The following is an 18,168-nucleotide window of genomic DNA, read 5'->3' on the forward strand; positions in this document are numbered from 1 at the left end:
GCTCAGCGACGACGACAGCGTCCGCCGCACGAGCACCAGAGACAGCGACCAGGGCCGCAGCGGAGCCGAGAAGAAGGCTCTTAATGTTCATTTCAATTCCTCAGTTGATGCACAGCCATTGGAAGCCATGCAGATTTTCACCATCAGAAATCTGATGTCAGAAAAAAATGCATCTAGATGAATCTCTTTCTGCGTCGTCACTGGCTCATGAGATGCAGGGGATCAACCGCCAATGGCACATGAGACAAGCGCGGATAACCTGTTGGCCGGGCCGCGTGTTATAAATGTCACAAATTGGCAGGTCGCCCCGGCATTGACGTCGAGTAACCTCACAAATCCGTGCTAAAGCGCTGTTCTTGAATAACTTATTTGTGAACTGGACACGGTGGGTCAAAGATGGTTTTGTCCCGTCGACCGCAATTCGGTCTGACCTCCAGTCATGTGGCTCTCAGCGTGTGTTTAGTTTCCCATAAATATGCGTTGAGAGTTGCAAACAATTGCCGGCAGTCGGTATCGCCAGGCGCTCCAGGCGAAAGTTCGCCCAAAATTCACGTCCGCTCTACGCTGCGGAACTCGATCCAAGGTTTTGAAGGCCGACATTGCGGCGCCAAGCCGTCCAGCGCGCATCGCGATGGATGAGTTGTCCCCTCCGTGGGAACAGCGTACTTTTAAAGGAGGAGGTGCGCTGTGCTTTAGGTCACTAAAGCCCTGGTCGGCCGCTCATGAGTGCGAGGCCAGGTTGGCCAAGATGCTCAGACTTTGCCAAGGATCGCCTTGAGATTGACGCTGCCGTCGGCAGCACCAAAACGCATCGATTTGCGCGCTCTATCGACTGCGGCGGTGACCACCTGGAGAGCCTCTTCCTTCTTGCCCTCGAAAATCAACTGATTGAGAGCCGCAGTGTAGTCCACGGTGGAGATGTTGCCCGTTACCCCCTGATAGGCCGACAGGGCAAGTGCAAGCCTGGAAGTCGCCCGTTCGAGTTGCGCCGCCAGAACCAGGTTGCCGTAGATCAGAGCCAGCAGAGTGCCATGCTCCATGTGCAGGCGCCGGATCGTGTGAAGCTCACCCGCCTCTTTTTCCGCCCGAACATGCAGCGCCAATTTTTCCCGTTGCTCTGCGGTAATGTTGTCCGGCTGGTCGGCGAGTTTGCCGACAATATAGGCGCACATTCCCGACACCACTTCACAGAGTTCAAGGGCGTCGCGGGGGGACGGCAAGGCAACATAGGCGCCACGGTTGAGCGGCAACGAAACGACGCCTTCCTGCTCCATGATCACCAGCACTTTGCGGATGACGGTGCGGCTGACGCCGTAGATTTCGCTCAAGGCTATTTCTTCGAGCTTGACGCCAGGAGCCAGCGATTGGCAAATCACCGCATTCCATATGTCATTGTAGATGTTGGCTTCCACGCCGACCAAGGGCGCGACGATCAGCGACAGTGCGTCCTGATCGCTCATGGCCGGGGACAGATAGCGTGCGGGCATGTGTGGACCTCCCTTAGCATCAAAGGGGATCCCCCCGCCTTTGATGCTCTACTCCCTTGCCGCTCGGAGTTTCTCTCCATAGGGCATTACCCTGCTAACGCGCAGAACTTGCGGCAACCTTGCACAACAAGGCGCACAACCTGCCGTACATCGCTCTTCTTATGCAAGAAAATCAATCATGTATGGCGCACAATCGTCAACGGTTTCGATAATGGCGCGTGACGATGGCTTCGAGCTGCCAGCATCCTGGCTGGACGGCTCGGCTTCAACCACTCGACCATGCGTGACGATCTGGCGCCCAAGCTGAAGGGCGAGAAGTGTGGCTGCAAACATCTTGTCGGGAAAATCAGCCGCAAAGCCTTGCGGCGCAAGCTGGAGCGGGTAGCGGGAATCGAACCCGCGCGTTCAGCTTGGGAAGCTAGCGGGTGTTACGAGATTTCAACTGGTTGGCTGTAAAACACGGCCAACAGCGCTTGTTATAGATCAATGGCTTAGAGTCGAATTGTAAAACCAAAAGCGGTGGTCGGATCGCTACGAAATTCATCGTAAAGTGCTGCGATGATTGCTCTGATTCTTGCCACTTTTTTTGCTGCAGGTCCGACGTCCGTCGTTGATGGTGACACCATCAATTTCGGCAATGAACGTGTCCGTATCGCCAACATCGACACGCCGGAAATCCACAGCGCTAAGTGCGATGCCGAGAAGCGCCTCGGTCTGGTCGCCAAGCGCCGCGTCGCCGAGCTGCTCGCTGGCGGAGATATCATCATCCACCGTGGGGACCCCAATACCGGTCGGCTCAACGATCGGCACGGCCGAACTTTGGCGACCATCGAAGTTGCTGGTGAGGACATCGGCGAGGTCATGATTACCGAAGGGCTCGCTCGGCCGTGGACTGGCAAACGCCAGCCATGGTGCGAGTGACGTAAGACGTACGAATTACTACGGATCAGATAACTCAAAAAGGTATTGCCACCAATGGATCGTAAGCTGCAAGTTTTCGTTTCCAGCACCTTCACCGACCTCATCGAGGAGAGGCAAGCAGCCGTATCCGCAATTCTAAAATCGGGTCATATGCCAGCAGGTATGGAGCTGTTTACGGCGGGCGATAAGTCCCAGTGGGACACAATCACCAAATGGATCGACGAGAGCGATGTCTATCTTCTCATTCTTGGTGGTCGATATGGTTCGATAGAGTCCGAAAGCGGATTGAGCTACACCGAGCTCGAATATGACTACGCTATCTCAAAGGGCAAACCGCACTTCGCGATTGTATCGAGGGAATCTGCAATCGAGGCAAAAGTTAGGAACTGTGGCAGCAGCGCAATGGAGCGTGACAACCCGGCTTTGCTGAAGACTTTCCGGGCGAAGGTGACCGGCAAGATGTCAAGCTTTTTCGAAGACGAGAAGGATATACGCTTGGCTGTCATGGAAAGCCTGATGCACATTTCGAACATTAACGCGTCCGCGGGTTGGGTAAGGGCGAGCTCAGTTGTTGATCCGAAGAGCTTGAACGATACGATAGTGCAGCTGCGCGAAGAGAACATCCAGCTTAGCAACACGATTAATAATTTCGAAGCGCCAGACAAGGCGCGTAAGTCCGCTGATGAGTTTGAAGAACTGAAGCTCGTCCTCTCAAGAACGGTGGTGTCATTGCCAGGCGAGAATGCCTCAAAGTCAATGGATATTCTGTCGGTTTCCTCCATGTATCTTGATAGTCTTGTTCGAGGCGTATCGTCGGGCAACAACGGAGAAGTAGGAAAATGGCTTTTTCAGTCGGTGATGCCTAAACTCATCCTACATGGGTTAGCCGAAGCAAATCGGCCAACTCCCAGCGCGATCTTCTTCCTTGCCCAACTGAATCAGCACGGACTGAAGTTTTTCTCCCGGCTGAAGCGCGAAGCGGTGGCCTAAGCCACAGCCTCCCTCACACACGTCTCCTCAACAGCCAGCGATCGACCTCACATCCAGCATTGTTCCGCCATGTGCGAGAAAAAATCCGTCTGTGTGACCAGGTGGTTTCGGTGCACCGGCACTCATCAGCCTGCTCACGTTGCCACCACATTGGAAACAGACGGTCTAATAACAACCCAGCCCGGTCCTTCCGCATTTATTGGTCACGACCTAGGACAACATTCCTTTTCGCTTGACACCGGATCGCGTCCGGAACATTTGTAGAACATCGGCCGGCCCAGCCGGTCAAACCCTGTCATGCATCGGAATTGCGCGGTCGCCCGCGCCACGGGAGAGCCTTGCCTTGCGAAAGCCGGAGACCATCGAGCGAATGTATCTCGACTTCGACGGGTTCTTCGCCAGCGTCGAGCAGCAGGCAGATCGGCGCCTAAGGGGCCGGCCGGTTGGTGTCGTTCCATTTGAAGGCACTGACCGAACCTGCGTCATCGCCTGCTCTCGTGAGGCGAAGGCGTTCGGAGTCAAGAACGTGATGCCCGTTGCAGAAGCCCGTCAGCTTTGCCCCGACATCGTCCTGGTGCCGCAGAAGCCGGACCTCTACCGTCGTGCGCACAATGCGCTCTTGTCCGAGATCCAGTCCGTCATTCCCATCGACGCGGTGAAATCGATCGACGAACTGACATGCCGTCTCGATGAAGTTAGCCGCAAAGACCCCCAATCGTTGGCAGAAAGGCTCAAGTCGACGCTCGCGGAAAACGTCGGCACGGTCATCACATCATCTGTCGGGTTCGCGGCGAATCGCCAGCTTGCCAAGATGGCTTGCAAGGAAGGCAAAAAGGCCGGCGCGACATATGGCAACGGCGTCATGGTCTGGCGTCCGGAAGATTTACCTGCGCTGCTGATTAAGCTGAAGCTATCTGATATCCCCGGTGTCGGTGAGAACATGGAACGGCGGCTAATCCGCTCGGGCATCTATACGACCGAGGATCTTTACCGCCTCGAGCCGAAGCATATGCGCAAGCTGTGGAACAACGTCACCGGCGAGCGGCTATGGTATGCGCTCCATGGCTACGACGTGCAGGCGCCGTTGTCTTCACGCGGCATGTTCGGCCACGGCCGCGTGCTGCCACCGGAGAGCCGCTCGCTGGCAGGTGCCTTCGAGATCTGCAGGCTCCTCTTGACCAAGGCCGCGCGGCGACTGCGCCGCGACGATTTCTACTGTAGCGGCCTGTGGCTTTGGCTCGCGGTCAGGGATCGCAATTGGTCGGCCAAGATGAAACTGCCGATTGTCCATGACGACCAGGCCGTGCTTACCGCCCTGGATGAGCTATGGAAGCGGGTCCGTGCCGAGTACCCGCGTGGCGTCACCGTCTTTCGCGTCGGGGTCACCCTCTACGATCTGAGCCGCGCCAGCGAGCGCCAGCTCGATTTCCTGCTCAACGACGACCGTGTTCGCCAGAAATGGGAACAGGTCTCCAATGCGGTCGATGGCTTGAATGCCCGATATGGGAAAACCGTGACATCGCTCGGGATGTGGAGGCCGCCCGCCGGCGGACACGTCGGCGGGAAGATCTCGTACACACGCATTCCAACAGCGGAGGATTTCTGGTGAGCGGCTGGAAACAGAACATACAGGTCCGCGATCTCGACGATACCCAGCGCCTGGAGATCACCTGCAAGGTTTGCGGGCATGTCCACTATCTCACGAAGGCGGTGATCTGCACCTCAAAGGAGCGCGAGTTCGAATACCTCGACGAGGTCGAGCGCAACGAAATCTGCAAGGCTCGCGGCTGCCGAGGGACGGTTCGTCTCGCGATGCCGCGCAAGGGCGACACCAGCGGCTTTGTTGGCGGGTTGGCGTAAATCGCGAAAAGCTGCCAAGCGGCATCCATTCGCTATTTCAGCGGGCAAAGGTTTATGCTGCCACGCGCACTTCGATATGCAGGCCAGCGGCTGCTACCATGTTAACAAGAGAATCGAGACCAAACACTCCGGTCTTGTGACGCAAGAGGTCGGAAATTCGTGGTTGCGTAACGCCGAGTCTTCGAGCTGCCTCTGCTTGCGTCCATCCCTGAGCCTTTACATGCATTTCGATGGCTTCCATCAAGGTAGACCGTAGCTTCATGTTTGCGGCATGCGACGGGTCTGCGTCTTCCATTGCGGGAGCGATGTCCACTCTAAGCTTTTGCGTAGGCTGATTTTCTTCAATGGCCAAAGAGAATTGCGTTTGTGAGATGTCCGCAATTTTAGAGGAAATCGCAATTTTTTCCTCGGCCTTTGCACGAGCATGTTCAGACATAAATGAAAGCAAGTGAATCAATTCATCAGCATCAGATACCGTAAGGAATTCTTTATTTTTATTGACGAAAACGACTGATTTTTTATTCTCCCTAATTAATTCAAATACATTGCTCAGCGTGCCGGTGCTTTTGCTGTCCCAAATCATTAGTCCGTAATTGCTGACGCGAGCCATTTCCAAGTCTTTTGCCGTATAGAACGCTCTACTGCCAGGCGCCGCCTTTGGATAAACACTATTGACAGGCCATCCGCCAATATTGTTTCGAGGGCGATCGCCGCTGCAATAGACTGTCACCCGCTTGGCACCGTATTCAAGAAGGCATCCTTGGATAGAGGAATCGGCGCCGTCAGCGTCGCCGACGACAATTTCTAAGTCGGAAGCGACGATTTTTTTGATCCGCGCTTTGACTTTGTCGTGAAGTCTGCTGATCGCGATCGATCCTGCAACGAATACAATAGTCATGGGCTTACTTCCACGTAACGGTGGCAGCATAGACGCGGTCAATTTTTGGGTAGGTCTGAAGGGCCTGACATACCGCGTCCATAGTTGCACCTGTGTCAAATAAGTCGTCGAGCAGTAAAGCGTTCCAACGACCTTCGTTTGTTATGCTGGGATTGATAGAAAACCGTCCATTCAGGGCGGCAACCTTTTCCTCCCTTGTGTTCAGATTCTTCAGCTGTGGGCTTCCCTGTGGTGCCGCGGCCTTCACCACGATGCTGTCGATGACAGGAATATTTATGAGCTTGCCGAGCTCATTGGCAATTTCATTGACAGGCTGGCGAGGCCGGACAGTAGAAGCAGGCATGGGAACAATGAGCCCAACATTCGGGAAAAGCGGTAGCAAGGACGTTTGGATTTGCGCTGCGATAGGACCGACTTGCGTCCAATCACCGCGATACTTGAGCCTAAAGAGAGCTTCGCCTGGTTCGGATCGTGTCGTATCGAACTGAGCATGCCCGAAGGCGTCTTCGCCCAAATAGACACTCGAAAGTGTGTGCTTATGCAGCGCGTACCCTAGAGTCCAGGTTCCATTTAGCTGCTTCAACTGAACTTGCATACGCGGCTGTCCCTACCCTGCTCATTCGGGTGCCCCCACCCAGCGTCCATCGAGACATACAAAATATTGTATGTCTCGCCAATGCGGTTTGTTGTAAAATTCGAACGCAAAGTCGGCACTTCGGAGGCGCTTGGAAATCGCCGACAAATGGCGCCAGATGGAGCGGATTGCATACTCAGGCGTTTCAGAGTTCTCTAATGTGTCATCGGAGGTTCTGACGTGCCTGACGTCCCCAAAACAAGAGAGGGCCGCAAACTCGTATCCTCGGACCCGGAGTATGAGGTCGACGATTTCGTCCGCGAGTACGATATAAGTCAAGGCGAAGCCGCCACGATCATTAGGCGCTACGGTCCATCGCGCAGCAAGCTAGACGCCATTATGGCGCAACGTTTCCACGGTTGATCGATGACGGACCAGCGCCGGTCCACGTTCATCCCTCCCTGCATCCCGACGCTGGTTGACAAGCCGCCAGAAGGGGACCGTTGGACGCACGAAATCAAATATGACGGTTATCGGACGCAGATCCACCTTGCTGGCGGTCATGCTCGCGCCTTCACACGCAATGGCCACGATTGGTCGATGAAATACGCCGCTGTGCTTGCCGCATCGCGCGAGTTGATTGCCCGCGATGCGATCGTCGACGGCGAGATGGTCGTGCAGGATGATGCCGGTCGCTCCAGTTTCAAGAAGCTCGCCAGCGCGATCCGCTGGGAAGGCTCCGCCCTGGTGTTCTACGCCTTCGATCTCCTGGGCCTCGACGGCAATGATTTGCGCAAGCAGCGTTGCGAGGATCRGCGGCGGCTGCTGCATGATCTGCTCGGTGATCCGCGCCCCACTTGCCCGCTGCAGTTCAGCCAGGCGTTTGAAGGCTCGGGGGCCGAGTTCTTCACTGCGGCGGAAAAGTTGGACCTCGAAGGTATCGTCTCGAAGCGCAGGGCCAGCACCTACCGCGGCGGCCCATCGCAAGACTGGGTGAAGACTAAGATCTACATCGAAGGCGAATTCGTCGTGATTGGCTACGAGCGCAAGCGTGGTACCGCTCCGTCGCTGCTGCTTGCTGAGGAGACCGACTCCAGCCTGCGTTACGTCGGTCGCGCCATTCCCGCGATATCGGAAGGCCAGCGCGACGAGCTTTGGCAGGCGCTTGAGTTCCTTCACGCCGTTGCATTCGCCGCGCCGGTAGGCACAGGCAACAAGGCCGCAGTTCCGGTGCAGCCTATCCTGCATGTCATGGCCAAGCATTTGAAGGGCGAGGAGAAACTACGCCACGCGACCGTGGTGGCGGTAATGTTGCCGCAATAAGAAACTCAACCAAGTAGTGTGTAAATTAGAATCGAGCGGCAGATTCGTAAATAAATCTATACGTCGAATCCAAATAATATTCTATCATAGTAGGCAACAAGTTTCTTGAAATAAGATTTATATGGGTCTCTGAATGGATAATCTAAATTGTCGATGATGAATTTTTTTAGAACTGGCAAGTCAATGTCGACGACAGGTTGATGGCCAATGTAAATTGTTGCCTTTTCCACTCCTGCTAGTTCGATTATATCGGATGTTGTCTTTCCGGCGTAATTGTTATCATAGTGGGGTGCGTAGCTTCGTACCTTAAATCCGCGATCCTGTGCCTTTTGTGCTACCCGCAGGGCGGCTCCATATTCCGAATCGTGGAGTTTGTCCTTGGAATCTATCCCGGCCTCTTTGAGATACCTGAAAACAGGCAAGAAGCAGTTGTTCCGCTCGAAAGATGGGTAGGCAACTCGCAAAAGCGTTTTCGGATCGAATGCTGATTGGTCTTTCACAAAATCACGAAATACGTCGGCTACTGTCACGCCCTTGTATCCGTGGTCCGCCATCAATTGCTGGCCTTCGCTTTCGGCTTCTGCCTCCGCGTCCTTAAACCGTTGAGCAACTCCAACACCCACTACGAACTCAACGTCTTCCGTAGAATCGATGGCGTCGAAATCTAGCACGGCAAGCTTGGTCTCAGGGTCGGATGATTTGACCAAGTCGTACATTTGCTCCTTGCAGTACCTCAGAATCCTTGCCGGTATCTTGCGCTTACATGTCTCAATGGCATTGTATACCTCGCAAAAATCGTCCGTCGAAAGCACAGTGGCATTTAGGCTATTGCCGCCATTGCTGAATATCGTGCTTTGAATAGATGAGCCTTTGCCGCTAGCTCGTTTTACAAATATCAAGTTTCTACTGAATTTATCGAGGTTGTCGGGCCCAAGGCATGTGGCGATGGAGAACAGTATTTTCTGAATGTGCGGATCACTAACCGAGTATCCAATAAAGAAGACGGGGTGCTCGATAAAAAGGGTGATCAGTTTTGCCGCCAAATACGGGTTCTTGGCTTGGAAATCAGCATAATCTTCTGCCGTCAGTACGAGACTGCTTGGGCGGGAAGCGCAGCCGTGGATCTTGTATATTTCTGCGATGGCCTGTGGGTTAGAGAAAAGGAGTTCTTCCTGTCCGACATAGACCCGATACTCTGGAAACAATTCTTCTATAAGAAGGTCCCAGTTTGTGGTGATAATCCCATCCACGTTCAGATGGCGTAGTGTTGAAAGCTCTTTTTGAACCTGATCGTCGGCAATCCCATGCAGTGRTATTTGTCTCAGATATGAGGATATTTCAATTTTAAGGGCAGAAGAAACGACTTTCGTTTCATTCTTAAAGGTTTCCCGATTTTCGGAGTATTCATCGTTAGCCCACCAAAGATCGTGAAAATCCTTGGCAACCAACGAAGCCGCCATAGGAATGTCACCATTTGCACTGGCAAGATAGTAGTTAAAATCCTTTATCTTGGCGCAGAATCTAGCGAGCAGCCCGTCCCATTGCTCCAGCCCTAAGTAGCGTCGGGAAAAGCCTGAACCTACAAATAGGAATGGAGCTCCTCCATGGGATTTTAGAAGATCACTAACGTACTCTGTGATTTTAGACATCTTCCGCGCGGGTCCTGCATTCTGGGTCGAGCGATAAGCGAATAATTGAAGTCCTAAGTCAACTGAGTGATGAGAGCATTACCTGGCAACAGTGATCCAGCTCCTGGCATGCAAATGACGCCGCCCAATGTGTGGCACGGCTCCGCCCACCCTGATGAATGCAGGCGCGTCAATAGCCAAATCTGGCGATAGCCACGCCGACCTGACGGCGACAGTCTTTCTCCAAAGAGGAGATGACCCGTGGGCCTTGCAATTTGTGACATCGCTGCGGACATGCGCGCCAGCGATCTCCGAGGCGATACAACTTCACAGGACCCGCCAACTTTCGGTGACGAGCCCCTAGGGCGGTTAAGGCCTTTTTTTCACAGGGGCAAGTTGACTGAAGAGCCCGACTTTCGATCCATGATGATCACCTCGCGCACATCTTTCCCCTCTCCGCCACGGATCGTGTAGGTGAGGGGGACATCGACGATTTGAAAAGCCGAGAAGATCTGGCGCACCTCCGGGCGGTCGTTCAGTGAGAGCACGAAACGACCATCGATCTCGGCCAGATGTTTTGCCATGGCGGGAAAGTCCGAGCGCGCGAACACACGCTGACCATAGTCGGTTTCGTTCCCATAGTAAGGCGGATCGAGATAGAACAATGTACCTGTCCGATCGTACTTGGTGATGAATTCCCGCCAGTCCAGGTTCTCAATGATAACCCCGGAGAGCCTCTCGTGAACGTCCTCCAGCACGGATCCGAGACGGCTCACGTTGAACCGCGCTCCACCAGTCGTATCAACTCCGAAGCTGCGGCCTGCGACCTTGCCGCCGAAGGCGAGCCGCTGCAGGTACAGAAAGCGGGCGGCTCGCTCGAGGTCGGTCAGGGTTGAAGGATCGCACGCCAGGAGCCGCTCGAATTCGCGACGCGACGTAATCTGATATTTCAGCGTCTCCATGAATTGCGGATAGTGGCGTTGCAGAATCCGAAACAGCGTAGTGACGTCGCCGGAGCGATCGTTCACGACCTCGCAACGAGGGGCGAGTTTCCTGCGAAAGAACACGCCGCCCATGCCGACAAATGCTTCAGCATAGGTGCCATGCGGGATCTGCTCGATGATTGCGGCCAGTCGCTGAGCAAGCTGCTTCTTACCGCCGATATAACTCGCCGGCGGTGCCACCGGCATTACAGTGTGGAAAGGGAAGGTTTCCTGCATTGGAATCTCGCGGATTTCTGCCATTGTCCGCGCGCCTGCAAAGGCAGCGGGTGCGGCATTGATCCTTGGGTTGTGCTGGGCGGGATCATGTCATCGGCTCCGCCGTCCGGAAGCGCCAAACTTCCGGGCCGCCCGTTAGCTTAGGGCGTGCAAAAAGAACGCCGCCCATAGGGCGGCGTCTTGTCTTGCTGAAGATACGCAGTAGCGTTATTCGGCCGGCGTGAAGTCCAGATAGTAGGACTTGCCCAGTTCGAAGGCCTCGATCGCCGAAGGATTGGTGACCACCATTCGCACCTCGCCCGACGGTGTGTATTTCGACCAGGTCTTGTTAGCCGGATCGTCCCCGTAGAGCGCCATCAGGCGGATCTCGGAATTCACCTCGTCCGGTCCTGAAGTATGGAACGGAGTGATGGCAACAACCTTCATTTTTGCTCGGACCGTCATCGGTCTTCTCCTTGCTTGATTTCCCGGTACCGCCGGGCGCGGATTTTTCAACTTTCCTGTTTGGGTCTGAAGCGACGCACCAGGACATCGAAGGCAATGTCCGATATCCACATGGCACAGACGCCAATCAAAAATGCCGTCGCATGGGTGGCAGCTGGATCATCGGGCAGTGGCCAGTTGATCGACCGCAGGTAATAGACGGTCGGCATGGTCAGATATGCCGCCGCAATAGCGCCGCAGATGGGCGAGGCAAACATCTCGCGGAGCTTGTAATGCCGGTGCGATAGCGCCCGCAGGACGCCGCCGAAAAGGCCTGCCGCCAGCACCGAAGCCTTGATGCCGAGAAGGTCGAAGAAGTCCTGCATTTCAAGCTCCGAATGGCTTCTTAGCGATGAAGCGGCCGTAGAGTGACCAGACCGACCCAACGAGGATCAAGGCTGGCTCGGTATAATCCATTGGGGTGTTCGGCACGTCGTCAGTCCACAGCCGAACGATCAACGTCACAGCGCCAAGGAGCACGGCGAGAGAACCCTGTGCCACGCGAGACTGATAGGCGGGCTCGTTGTTGGTCGCGTGCCGTTCGCGCGCGGCCAGCTCGTCCCTGACGGTTTCCGCCACGACCTCGCGAACGGCCGGAACATCCTGCGGCTCGAGGGATATTTTTGGATTGCCCGCCACCTTGTCGAGCACCTTGCCGATGACCGTATCGAGCACCTTGCCGGCGATAAGGGGGCCAAGGAAATTCTGTTGCTGAGACATGGAAGCTTCCTTTCAGGAAAAGAGCCACGACAGGATGCGGGAAAGCCAACCGCGCGCGGGCTCGGACGAAGACGCGGTGGCGCGTGATGTGGACGGCGCAGAGGGAAGGGGCGTCGAGACAGGGGACTCGACAGGCGTTGCCGGCGTATCAGGCGACCATGGGGTGTCCTTGATCCGGCGCCATTTGGCAAAGGCTTCGGCCAGCTTCGTGTCGTAGCGGTTCTGGCGATAGCTCTTTCCGTTGTAGCCGAGCGCGAAACCGGCCCAGTCGTGCCGCCGCAGCTCGTCATCGAGCTTGTTGGCCAGGATGAAGTTGACCGCGGCTTCGAGCTGCAGTTCTTCATCGGCCATCATGGCGCGAACCATGTCCTGTACCGATACGAAGCCGGCCGCCTTGTGGTTTTCACCGAGAACCTGCGCCAGGCCCCATGACGCTGCTTTGAGTGCCGCCGTCTCGTCGATGTCAGCGGCTGCGCGCAGGCGGGGATAGCTGTCGCGCGGGTAAGGCATGGCGCCCCAATTCTTGTAGGCGAGACCTTCCTTGACCGCCCGGTCGCGCGAAACGCCGGCAAGGTTGCGATAAAAGACATGCGGCTCGAAGAGGATGATCGGCCGCCCCTGATCGTCAAATCCTCTGCCGCGCGTTTCGACGTCGAGGAAGGCATGCATCTCGTCTTCGCCGACACCCAGCCTGTGCCCGAGTTTTGGCAAGTCGATATCGTCGAGGCGCTTCGCAGCGCCGCGGAATGAGCGGTCCATGTCGTGTTCCTTTGGTTTGACGGCTGGTCTAAAGTTCGCGCCCGATGAGGAGCGGATGACACTGAAAAGCAGGGACGCGTTCGAGGAGATCGAACAGATGATCGAGGCGCTTCAACCCAAAGGGGACGAAGCCATGTCGCGCATGCGCAGGCTTGTGCTGCGCGCCACTTTGCATGTCGCGCCGAGCTTCGAACTGGCCGGCGCTATCTATGCCTTCGAGGTCGCGTTCGACGGCATGGCGGCTCTCGCTGAAGAACCGGCCGACAGCGACATCGAATTCAACCGCTCGCTCGCACGGCAGAAGCTACGAGAGTTGCGCGGCATCATCCGCCGCCGCGGTCCGGTGCTGCATTAGTTCATGTCGGTCGAACCGTAGCGGCGGGCAGGGACGCCCGCTCCCGCTGCGGTACCGGGCGCGCCGGCGCTGGAAGATTTCCCTGGCGACGGTTCCGGGGATGAGCCGCTTCCAGTCCCGCCGGTGGCATTCGAACCTTCCGCCTTGCGGCTGTCTTTTCCAGCACCACCCTGCGGCTGCTTCAATTCCAGGCTTGTGGTCGAACCCCCACTGCGGCTTGCCTTGTGGCGCACCGAGACAATCCGGTAGGTGGCATCGACACCAGGGCGTGCACCTGTCAGGTGAAACGCCGCCTCGGCCTGCGCCTCTGGAGCTATATCGATTTCAACAGAGCCCTCGCCACCCTCGCGCTCCGCCTCGCTTTTGCGCGCCTTGCCAATGCCCTTGGCCTGCTCCGCATCCTTGGCCGGCGACCGGATCACATTGACCGAATCGGGAAGCTCCCTGTCGAGTTCGAACTCGATTTCTTCAGATTTGAACTTCGCCTCGTCGCGGTCGAAATAGCTCACCTTTGCCTTAGTAAAGGTTCGGCGCCCGGTGAAGGGAGCGATGTCCCAGCTGATGACGTTGCGGCCGACGACACCCTGGACCGACGGCATCCCCGCCTCTTTGCCACGCGGCATCAGCACGGCCACATCGCCGCTCTTGCCAGCCCTGATCTTGAACGTGGCATTCAGCTCGCGTGCAATGCGCTGGCCAAGGTGCACGAAGCTTTCGCCATCGGCCGACCAATAATCGCGCTTGATGCCGGCGAGATCCTCGTCGATGACCAGGCCGCCAAGACCAGCATGCCGCGATGCCTGATCGAGAAAATCACCGAGCTCCGCATCGTCCTTGTGGAACGACTGCGGTTCCTTGGCCTTCCCGCGGCTGTCCATGCCCTTGGCGCTGACCTTCAACAATCGCCCGCCGCCCCGGCTGCCAGACGATCGAACGCTGTCTACCGTGCCGGAGAACACCTGCGCACCCTGGAGCAGAACGCGCAGTTTTGCTCCATCCTTGGGCAACAGCGCCATGCCGTCGGTGTCGTCGAAGGTGAGCGAACATGTGTCGGAAGCCGTGCCGTCCTTGTCCGTCACCTCGATGTCGATCAGAAACGGCCGCATGTTGGCGGTCGTATCGACGCCGTCTACGAAGACGGCCCATGAAACCATCCAGGGCATCGCATTCAACCGAACAGTGAGACGACGCGCCGGGACGTCGTGGAAGTATCGATCAGGTCGGGTAATTCCACCACGGTGCCCAGCGGCAGATATGTCCCCTTGGCCGCAAGGTTCTGGTTTCGGTCGAGGGTTTTTTCGACAAGCGAGCGGCCGCGGACGCCAAAGCGGCGCCAGAGCAATAGGTCGAGCGTGATGTTTTCGCCGCGAACGGTGATGGTTTCGGTCATGGTCAGCGCCCCGATCCAAACAATGACAACAGCCCGAAGATAATCTGCTGGCCCGATCCCGCATCGGGCTGAACGCGGGTCATGGTGATGGTATGCGCCACCGTGAAGCCGACCCCATTGCGTGCAAGATCGCGGTGGCGCTCGCTGATCTTGGTGATGGCAAACCAGCCCATGCGCTGGCCGTCGCCGCGATGCAGGGGAAACCTCGCGCCGGCGCGCCGCATGCCGTGCGCGATCTCGAGCTGGTCGAGGCCGCCGATCTTTGTCGGCAACAGCTGTCCGGAGAGCACGATTTCGTCTTCGCCTTCGCCACCGAATTCCTTGCCGGGAAAGGTCCCCATCAATGGCTTGGAAATGATGTCGGCGCCGGCGTCGCGCGAGACTTCGTCGACATTGAAGGGGCGCGTATCGATCGCGAGAGTACCGAGCATGTAGAGCATGGATCACCAGCCTTGAGGTCAGTTGGACGTGACGGCGGTCACATCCCCGGTGAATATTCGAGATCCGCCTGAACGCCCGAGACAGCGTCGCGCAGCTTCGCTCCGAATTCGCGGGCCAGTGCCTCGCCGTTGGAAGCTTCGTTCACCGTCATTGAAACGGAGACGTTGATGTTGGGGCGCGGCGGCGGATTGGTGATGGTCACCTGCGGGTTGCCGGAGATCGATACCGGCGGCGTGCCCAGGATCGAAACCTCTTTCGGGCTGCCATCCTGCGTTGGCGCTGGCTTCCCTGGTGCTATCGAGGGCGGGGAACTCGCTGAGCCGACGCGCATATGCTCGCGGAAATCGAACCCCGGCTCGGCAGCCTTTCCAAATAGGAAACCCTTCCAATCGATGGAGCCGAGAAGGCCCTGAAGTGCCTCTCTCGATTTTCGCTGGTTTGTTTCTTTTTCCTTGAAGGTATCACCCGGTGTATCGCCAAGTCCTTGCACCAAAGACGCCCAGGAGCCGATGAGACTAGAAAGGCCTAACGCTTTGAACCATCCGGTAGTCCCGCCAATTGGCGCTGTCGGCGTCGTTTTCGGTGCTGCTGTTCCACCTTGCCCGCCGCCTGGAAATCCGGTCATCCAACCGCCAACCTTGCCCATGCCCTTCAAGATGCCCCAGGCTGTCGATGCGCCGGTGAGGAACAGCATCGCCTTGGYCAGTTTCATGACCGACCCCGCAAAGATGCCGATACCGACAGCAGCCAGCATGAGCTTGAAGCCGTAGCCGCTCATCTCACCGAGAAACTGTGCGAGTGGATTGTCGCGCAGTGCGTCAGAGAATTCACGAACGGAAGCACCGTATTCGCGAAACCGCATGAAGATCCTGCCGAGATCGTCCGCCGCTTGTGCCCCGTCAGGAGCGCCCAGGAGCAGGTCGGAAATGTCGTTGACCATATCGCGGATGCCGCCCTCATAGCCCAGGCCTTGCGCGAACGCCTTGGCGGCGGTGCCCATCTGGTCGAAGATCGTCGCCCGCTCTCCCAGCGTCGCCATCACGTCGAGAATGCCGAACATGCCTTCATTGATCGAAGGCAACCACTTGTCGCCAAGCCCGATGCCGATCGCGGCGACGTTGTTTTTCAACCGTTCCAGCGTGTTTGCTGTGGTCTCGGCACGCCTGCGATACTCTTCGAAGGCCGAGCCGGCATATCTGGCGCTGTCGCCAGTCTCGCCGAGCAGCCGACGCAACTCGGTCGAGTTTTTGAACAGAGGCGCCAGCGCCCGCGCCTCGTCGCCGAACAGGGCGCCGGCGATGGACATCTGTTGCCACTCGGGCAGCTTCTTGATCCGATCGAGCACATCAAGTGTGGTTCCGACCGCGTTCTTTTGCATGCCCTTCGCGGTTTTGGTGGCATCGAGCCCAAGCTCCTTGAAGGCCAACCTCTGCGATTTCGTGGCGCGCGTGCCCATGGTCAGCGCCTTACTCATGTTGCGGAACGATGTTGCCGCCACTTCCGGCTCGAAGCCCGAGCCGATCATCGCCCCGCCGAAGGCCAGAGCCTGCTCGGCCGAGAAGCCTGCTGTTTCTGCAAACGCTGCAACACGGTTGGTATATTCGAGCAGATCGGGCGAGTTCGCGGCAGAGACGTTGCCGACGTGGTTGATCGCGTCGGCGAGGGCTACGGTTCCCTTTACGTCGCGGGCGAGCGCGGTCTTGATCTTGGCCAGGGCTTCTCCGGTCGCGTCGACAGGGGTTTCCCACGCCGTCGCAATCTTAGCCGTTGCCTCCGCGAAGCCCTTGAGCTCTTCGTTGGCGATGCCAGATTGACCGGCCGCGGCATAGATCTGGGCGAAACCATCGGCGGCGATCGGTATGTCTTTCGACAGCGCCAGGATGTCGCGACGCATGTTCTCGAACTGGCCGTCCGACGCGTCGATGACCTTCTTGACGTCTGCGAAGGCAGACTCGAAGCCCATCGCCGCACCGACAGTTCCGCGCATGCCTTCACGCACGCCGAAATAGGCCGCGCCATACATCGCCAACTGTCTGACGACACCGCCGAGCGGTGCCGCCATCATCGCCTGGCTCTGGCGAAAACCATCGCCGCCGGCCCTCAACTGGCGCATCACGCCTAAGATGCCACGGGCAGGCCGTGACACGCCGTCGACCAGGTCGACAACGAGCTTACTGGTGAGTGTGGACATTGAGGGCCTTCATGACGCGATAGACCGCATCCCTTTCCCTGATCGCATGGGAAAGGCTGTAACGGTCGACGATGTTCCGGGGCGTGCTGGTATAGTGGGAAATCAGGACGGCGAGGTCTCGCCATTCTCCGGACCGTCCTCCGATGCGTTTCCCAGGTGGGCCTTCGTCGCCAAGAGAATCCTCTTGAGGTCTCGGGCCTTGACGCGCTTGAAGGTCGCAAAGGCAACCCCAGCCATCGAGGCCAGAAGTGCGGCTGTCATTGCCTGGTTGCCCCCGCCAGCTTCTTCCGCGGCCATCTCGGCGGCGATCATGTCGCCGACTTCAGGCTCCCGGAAACGAAGAGTGGTCAGCTCTTCACCGTTGAAGCTGACCTTCGTCAGCAGCGTGACATCGATCGTATCCATCGGTCAGGCCCCCAGCGCGCGGCGGTCGTCGGCGAACAGGTCAACGCCGTTGCGGCGAAGCACCCGTTCCCAGAAGTCGATGTACCAGAGCTCGACACCGTCGAGATGGAATTCGTAATGGGTCACCTCCTTGAAGGCGTGCGTACAGCCGACGAAGTCTTCGGGGCTTGCCTCATCGGGTGTCCACTCGGCGATAGCGCCCTCGATGATCGCGCGGGCAGGGATAGCCTTGTTGGTTTTCTTGTCGCGAACCGACGCCGCAAAGGTCCACCGGTCCGAAACACCCATGCCGTCGAATATCTCCGGGTCGAAACCCTTGATCTCCATAGCGGGCTCCGGTGCTTCGATACGGGGCTGGACGAAGTCGGCGGCCATGACGCCGCCGCCCGGATTGTGGCTCGAGGTGACGAACTTGATGGCCGGGATCGTCAGCTTCGAGATTATGGTTGCCCGCGAGGTGCCGACGCGCTGGGCACGGCGGACGTCGACGGCAGTGAGGAGATAGAGGGCCTGCATGGACTTG

At 57.3% G+C, this 18,168-nt stretch carries 22 protein-coding genes; 7 read left to right on the top strand and 15 right to left on the bottom strand.

Annotation, left to right across the window (positions count from 1 at the left end; all coding sequences use genetic code 11):
• On the top strand, nucleotides 1–181 hold a 181-nt coding region (locus AC1DWF_RS05315; protein ID WP_476841496.1), incomplete at its 5' end, for a hypothetical protein.
• Nucleotides 182–752: 571 nt separating this feature from the next.
• On the opposite strand, the gene AC1DWF_RS05320 is transcribed toward AC1DWF_RS05315, so the two are convergent.
• Nucleotides 753–1,487, bottom strand: coding sequence for a GntR family transcriptional regulator (locus AC1DWF_RS05320; protein ID WP_476788421.1), 735 nt, complete (start codon nucleotides 1,485–1,487; stop codon nucleotides 753–755).
• Between the two features lie 558 nt (nucleotides 1,488–2,045).
• On the opposite strand from AC1DWF_RS05320, the gene AC1DWF_RS05325 reads away from it, so the two are divergent.
• The 4 genes from AC1DWF_RS05325 to AC1DWF_RS05340 all read left to right on the top strand — a co-directional run bounded on the left by AC1DWF_RS05325 (nucleotide 2,046) and on the right by AC1DWF_RS05340 (nucleotide 5,258).
• A complete protein-coding gene (locus tag AC1DWF_RS05325) occupies nucleotides 2,046–2,408 on the top strand; it encodes a thermonuclease family protein (RefSeq protein ID WP_476787321.1) in 363 nt (120 codons plus the stop codon).
• Between the two features lie 54 nt (nucleotides 2,409–2,462).
• Nucleotides 2,463–3,398 (top strand): DUF4062 domain-containing protein, encoded by a 936-nt coding sequence (locus AC1DWF_RS05330; protein WP_476788422.1) that lies wholly within the window; start codon nucleotides 2,463–2,465, stop codon nucleotides 3,396–3,398.
• 370 nt (nucleotides 3,399–3,768) lie between these two features.
• Nucleotides 3,769–5,007 carry a Y-family DNA polymerase gene (locus AC1DWF_RS05335; RefSeq protein ID WP_476788423.1) on the top strand — a complete coding sequence of 413 codons (1,239 nt, stop codon included), beginning with the start codon at nucleotides 3,769–3,771 and terminating at the stop codon, nucleotides 5,005–5,007.
• Complete coding sequence (locus AC1DWF_RS05340) at nucleotides 5,004–5,258, top strand: hypothetical protein (protein ID WP_476785472.1); 255 nt, start codon at nucleotides 5,004–5,006, stop codon at nucleotides 5,256–5,258. The genes AC1DWF_RS05335 and AC1DWF_RS05340 overlap by 4 nt, the downstream gene beginning before the upstream one ends.
• Before the next feature lie 52 nt (nucleotides 5,259–5,310).
• On the opposite strand, the gene AC1DWF_RS05345 is transcribed toward AC1DWF_RS05340, so the two are convergent.
• Together AC1DWF_RS05345 and AC1DWF_RS05350 are read right to left on the bottom strand one after the other, a co-directional pair.
• Entirely contained in the window at nucleotides 5,311–6,156 is an 846-nt protein-coding gene (locus AC1DWF_RS05345) for a helix-turn-helix domain-containing protein (RefSeq protein ID WP_476785471.1), read from the bottom strand.
• A 4-nt stretch (nucleotides 6,157–6,160) separates the two neighbouring features.
• Nucleotides 6,161–6,670, bottom strand: coding sequence for a ComF family protein (locus tag AC1DWF_RS05350; RefSeq protein ID WP_476785470.1), 510 nt, complete (start codon nucleotides 6,668–6,670; stop codon nucleotides 6,161–6,163).
• A 486-nt stretch (nucleotides 6,671–7,156) separates the two neighbouring features.
• On the opposite strand from AC1DWF_RS05350, the gene AC1DWF_RS05355 reads away from it, so the two are divergent.
• Nucleotides 7,157–8,053, top strand: a complete 897-nt coding sequence (locus tag AC1DWF_RS05355; protein ID WP_476841497.1) for an ATP-dependent DNA ligase — start codon at nucleotides 7,157–7,159, stop codon at nucleotides 8,051–8,053.
• Nucleotides 8,054–8,109: 56 nt separating this feature from the next.
• Here AC1DWF_RS05355 and AC1DWF_RS05360 read toward each other — a convergent pair whose 3' ends face one another.
• From AC1DWF_RS05360 to AC1DWF_RS05385, 6 genes are all read right to left on the bottom strand, one after another.
• A complete protein-coding gene (locus AC1DWF_RS05360) occupies nucleotides 8,110–9,702 on the bottom strand; it encodes an SIR2 family protein (RefSeq protein ID WP_476841498.1) in 1,593 nt (530 codons plus the stop codon).
• 362 nt (nucleotides 9,703–10,064) lie between these two features.
• A complete protein-coding gene (locus AC1DWF_RS05365) occupies nucleotides 10,065–10,925 on the bottom strand; it encodes a DNA adenine methylase (protein WP_476788425.1) in 861 nt (286 codons plus the stop codon).
• Nucleotides 10,926–11,108: 183 nt separating this feature from the next.
• On the bottom strand, nucleotides 11,109–11,345 hold the full coding sequence (locus AC1DWF_RS05370) for a hypothetical protein (RefSeq protein WP_476782140.1): 237 nt from the start codon (nucleotides 11,343–11,345) through the stop codon (nucleotides 11,109–11,111).
• A gap of 47 nt (nucleotides 11,346–11,392) precedes the next feature.
• Nucleotides 11,393–11,710, bottom strand: coding sequence for a hypothetical protein (locus AC1DWF_RS05375; RefSeq protein WP_476788426.1), 318 nt, complete (start codon nucleotides 11,708–11,710; stop codon nucleotides 11,393–11,395).
• Between the two features lies 1 nt (nucleotide 11,711).
• Nucleotides 11,712–12,104: a hypothetical protein gene (locus AC1DWF_RS05380; RefSeq protein ID WP_476782142.1), complete on the bottom strand. Its 393-nt coding sequence runs from the start codon at nucleotides 12,102–12,104 to the stop codon at nucleotides 11,712–11,714.
• Between the two features lie 12 nt (nucleotides 12,105–12,116).
• Nucleotides 12,117–12,863 carry an N-acetylmuramidase family protein gene (locus AC1DWF_RS05385; RefSeq protein WP_476782143.1) on the bottom strand — a complete coding sequence of 249 codons (747 nt, stop codon included), beginning with the start codon at nucleotides 12,861–12,863 and terminating at the stop codon, nucleotides 12,117–12,119.
• A 55-nt stretch (nucleotides 12,864–12,918) separates the two neighbouring features.
• On the opposite strand from AC1DWF_RS05385, the gene AC1DWF_RS05390 reads away from it, so the two are divergent.
• The gene (locus AC1DWF_RS05390) at nucleotides 12,919–13,218 is read left to right on the top strand and encodes a hypothetical protein (protein ID WP_476782144.1); all 300 of its coding nucleotides are present in this window, start codon (nucleotides 12,919–12,921) and stop codon (nucleotides 13,216–13,218) included.
• Here AC1DWF_RS05390 and AC1DWF_RS05395 read toward each other — a convergent pair.
• From AC1DWF_RS05395 to AC1DWF_RS05420, 6 genes are all read right to left on the bottom strand, one after another.
• Nucleotides 13,215–14,372, bottom strand: a complete 1,158-nt coding sequence (locus AC1DWF_RS05395) for a phage late control D family protein (protein WP_476782145.1) — start codon at nucleotides 14,370–14,372, stop codon at nucleotides 13,215–13,217. The two genes, AC1DWF_RS05390 and AC1DWF_RS05395, sit on opposite strands and share 4 nt — an antisense overlap.
• Before the next feature lie 14 nt (nucleotides 14,373–14,386).
• Nucleotides 14,387–14,608: a tail protein X gene (locus AC1DWF_RS05400; RefSeq protein ID WP_476788427.1), complete on the bottom strand. Its 222-nt coding sequence runs from the start codon at nucleotides 14,606–14,608 to the stop codon at nucleotides 14,387–14,389.
• 2 nt (nucleotides 14,609–14,610) lie between these two features.
• The gene (locus AC1DWF_RS05405; protein WP_476782147.1) at nucleotides 14,611–15,048 is read right to left on the bottom strand and encodes a phage tail protein; all 438 of its coding nucleotides are present in this window, start codon (nucleotides 15,046–15,048) and stop codon (nucleotides 14,611–14,613) included.
• A 38-nt stretch (nucleotides 15,049–15,086) separates the two neighbouring features.
• On the bottom strand, nucleotides 15,087–17,240 hold the full coding sequence (locus AC1DWF_RS05410; RefSeq protein ID WP_476841499.1) for a phage tail tape measure protein: 2,154 nt from the start codon (nucleotides 17,238–17,240) through the stop codon (nucleotides 15,087–15,089).
• 102 nt (nucleotides 17,241–17,342) lie between these two features.
• A complete protein-coding gene (locus AC1DWF_RS05415; RefSeq protein ID WP_476782149.1) occupies nucleotides 17,343–17,645 on the bottom strand; it encodes a phage tail assembly protein in 303 nt (100 codons plus the stop codon).
• A gap of 3 nt (nucleotides 17,646–17,648) precedes the next feature.
• On the bottom strand, nucleotides 17,649–18,161 hold the full coding sequence (locus tag AC1DWF_RS05420; RefSeq protein WP_476782150.1) for a phage major tail tube protein: 513 nt from the start codon (nucleotides 18,159–18,161) through the stop codon (nucleotides 17,649–17,651).
• Between the last annotated feature and the right edge of the window lie 7 nt (nucleotides 18,162–18,168).

The sequence above is a fragment of the Aminobacter sp. P4_D5 genome (assembly GCF_056401815.1).

What these genes read in the sequence shown, in the direction of transcription:
- AC1DWF_RS05320 (WP_476788421.1), bottom strand. Translation starts at nt 1,487, where the DNA reads ATGCCCGCACGCTATCTGTCCCCGGCCATGAGCGATCAGGACGCACTG.
- AC1DWF_RS05325 (WP_476787321.1), top strand. Translation starts at nt 2,046, where the DNA reads ATGATTGCTCTGATTCTTGCCACTTTTTTTGCTGCAGGTCCGACGTCC.
- AC1DWF_RS05330 (WP_476788422.1), top strand. Translation starts at nt 2,463, where the DNA reads ATGGATCGTAAGCTGCAAGTTTTCGTTTCCAGCACCTTCACCGACCTC.
- AC1DWF_RS05335 (WP_476788423.1), top strand. Translation starts at nt 3,769, where the DNA reads ATGTATCTCGACTTCGACGGGTTCTTCGCCAGCGTCGAGCAGCAGGCA.
- AC1DWF_RS05345 (WP_476785471.1), bottom strand. Translation starts at nt 6,156, where the DNA reads ATGACTATTGTATTCGTTGCAGGATCGATCGCGATCAGCAGACTTCAC.
- AC1DWF_RS05365 (WP_476788425.1), bottom strand. Translation starts at nt 10,925, where the DNA reads ATGGCAGAAATCCGCGAGATTCCAATGCAGGAAACCTTCCCTTTCCAC.
- AC1DWF_RS05370 (WP_476782140.1), bottom strand. Translation starts at nt 11,345, where the DNA reads ATGACGGTCCGAGCAAAAATGAAGGTTGTTGCCATCACTCCGTTCCAT.
- AC1DWF_RS05375 (WP_476788426.1), bottom strand. Translation starts at nt 11,710, where the DNA reads ATGCAGGACTTCTTCGACCTTCTCGGCATCAAGGCTTCGGTGCTGGCG.
- AC1DWF_RS05380 (WP_476782142.1), bottom strand. Translation starts at nt 12,104, where the DNA reads ATGTCTCAGCAACAGAATTTCCTTGGCCCCCTTATCGCCGGCAAGGTG.
- AC1DWF_RS05385 (WP_476782143.1), bottom strand. Translation starts at nt 12,863, where the DNA reads ATGGACCGCTCATTCCGCGGCGCTGCGAAGCGCCTCGACGATATCGAC.
- AC1DWF_RS05390 (WP_476782144.1), top strand. Translation starts at nt 12,919, where the DNA reads ATGACACTGAAAAGCAGGGACGCGTTCGAGGAGATCGAACAGATGATC.
- AC1DWF_RS05395 (WP_476782145.1), bottom strand. Translation starts at nt 14,372, where the DNA reads ATGGTTTCATGGGCCGTCTTCGTAGACGGCGTCGATACGACCGCCAAC.
- AC1DWF_RS05400 (WP_476788427.1), bottom strand. Translation starts at nt 14,608, where the DNA reads ATGACCGAAACCATCACCGTTCGCGGCGAAAACATCACGCTCGACCTA.
- AC1DWF_RS05405 (WP_476782147.1), bottom strand. Translation starts at nt 15,048, where the DNA reads ATGCTCTACATGCTCGGTACTCTCGCGATCGATACGCGCCCCTTCAAT.
- AC1DWF_RS05415 (WP_476782149.1), bottom strand. Translation starts at nt 17,645, where the DNA reads ATGGATACGATCGATGTCACGCTGCTGACGAAGGTCAGCTTCAACGGT.
- AC1DWF_RS05420 (WP_476782150.1), bottom strand. Translation starts at nt 18,161, where the DNA reads ATGCAGGCCCTCTATCTCCTCACTGCCGTCGACGTCCGCCGTGCCCAG.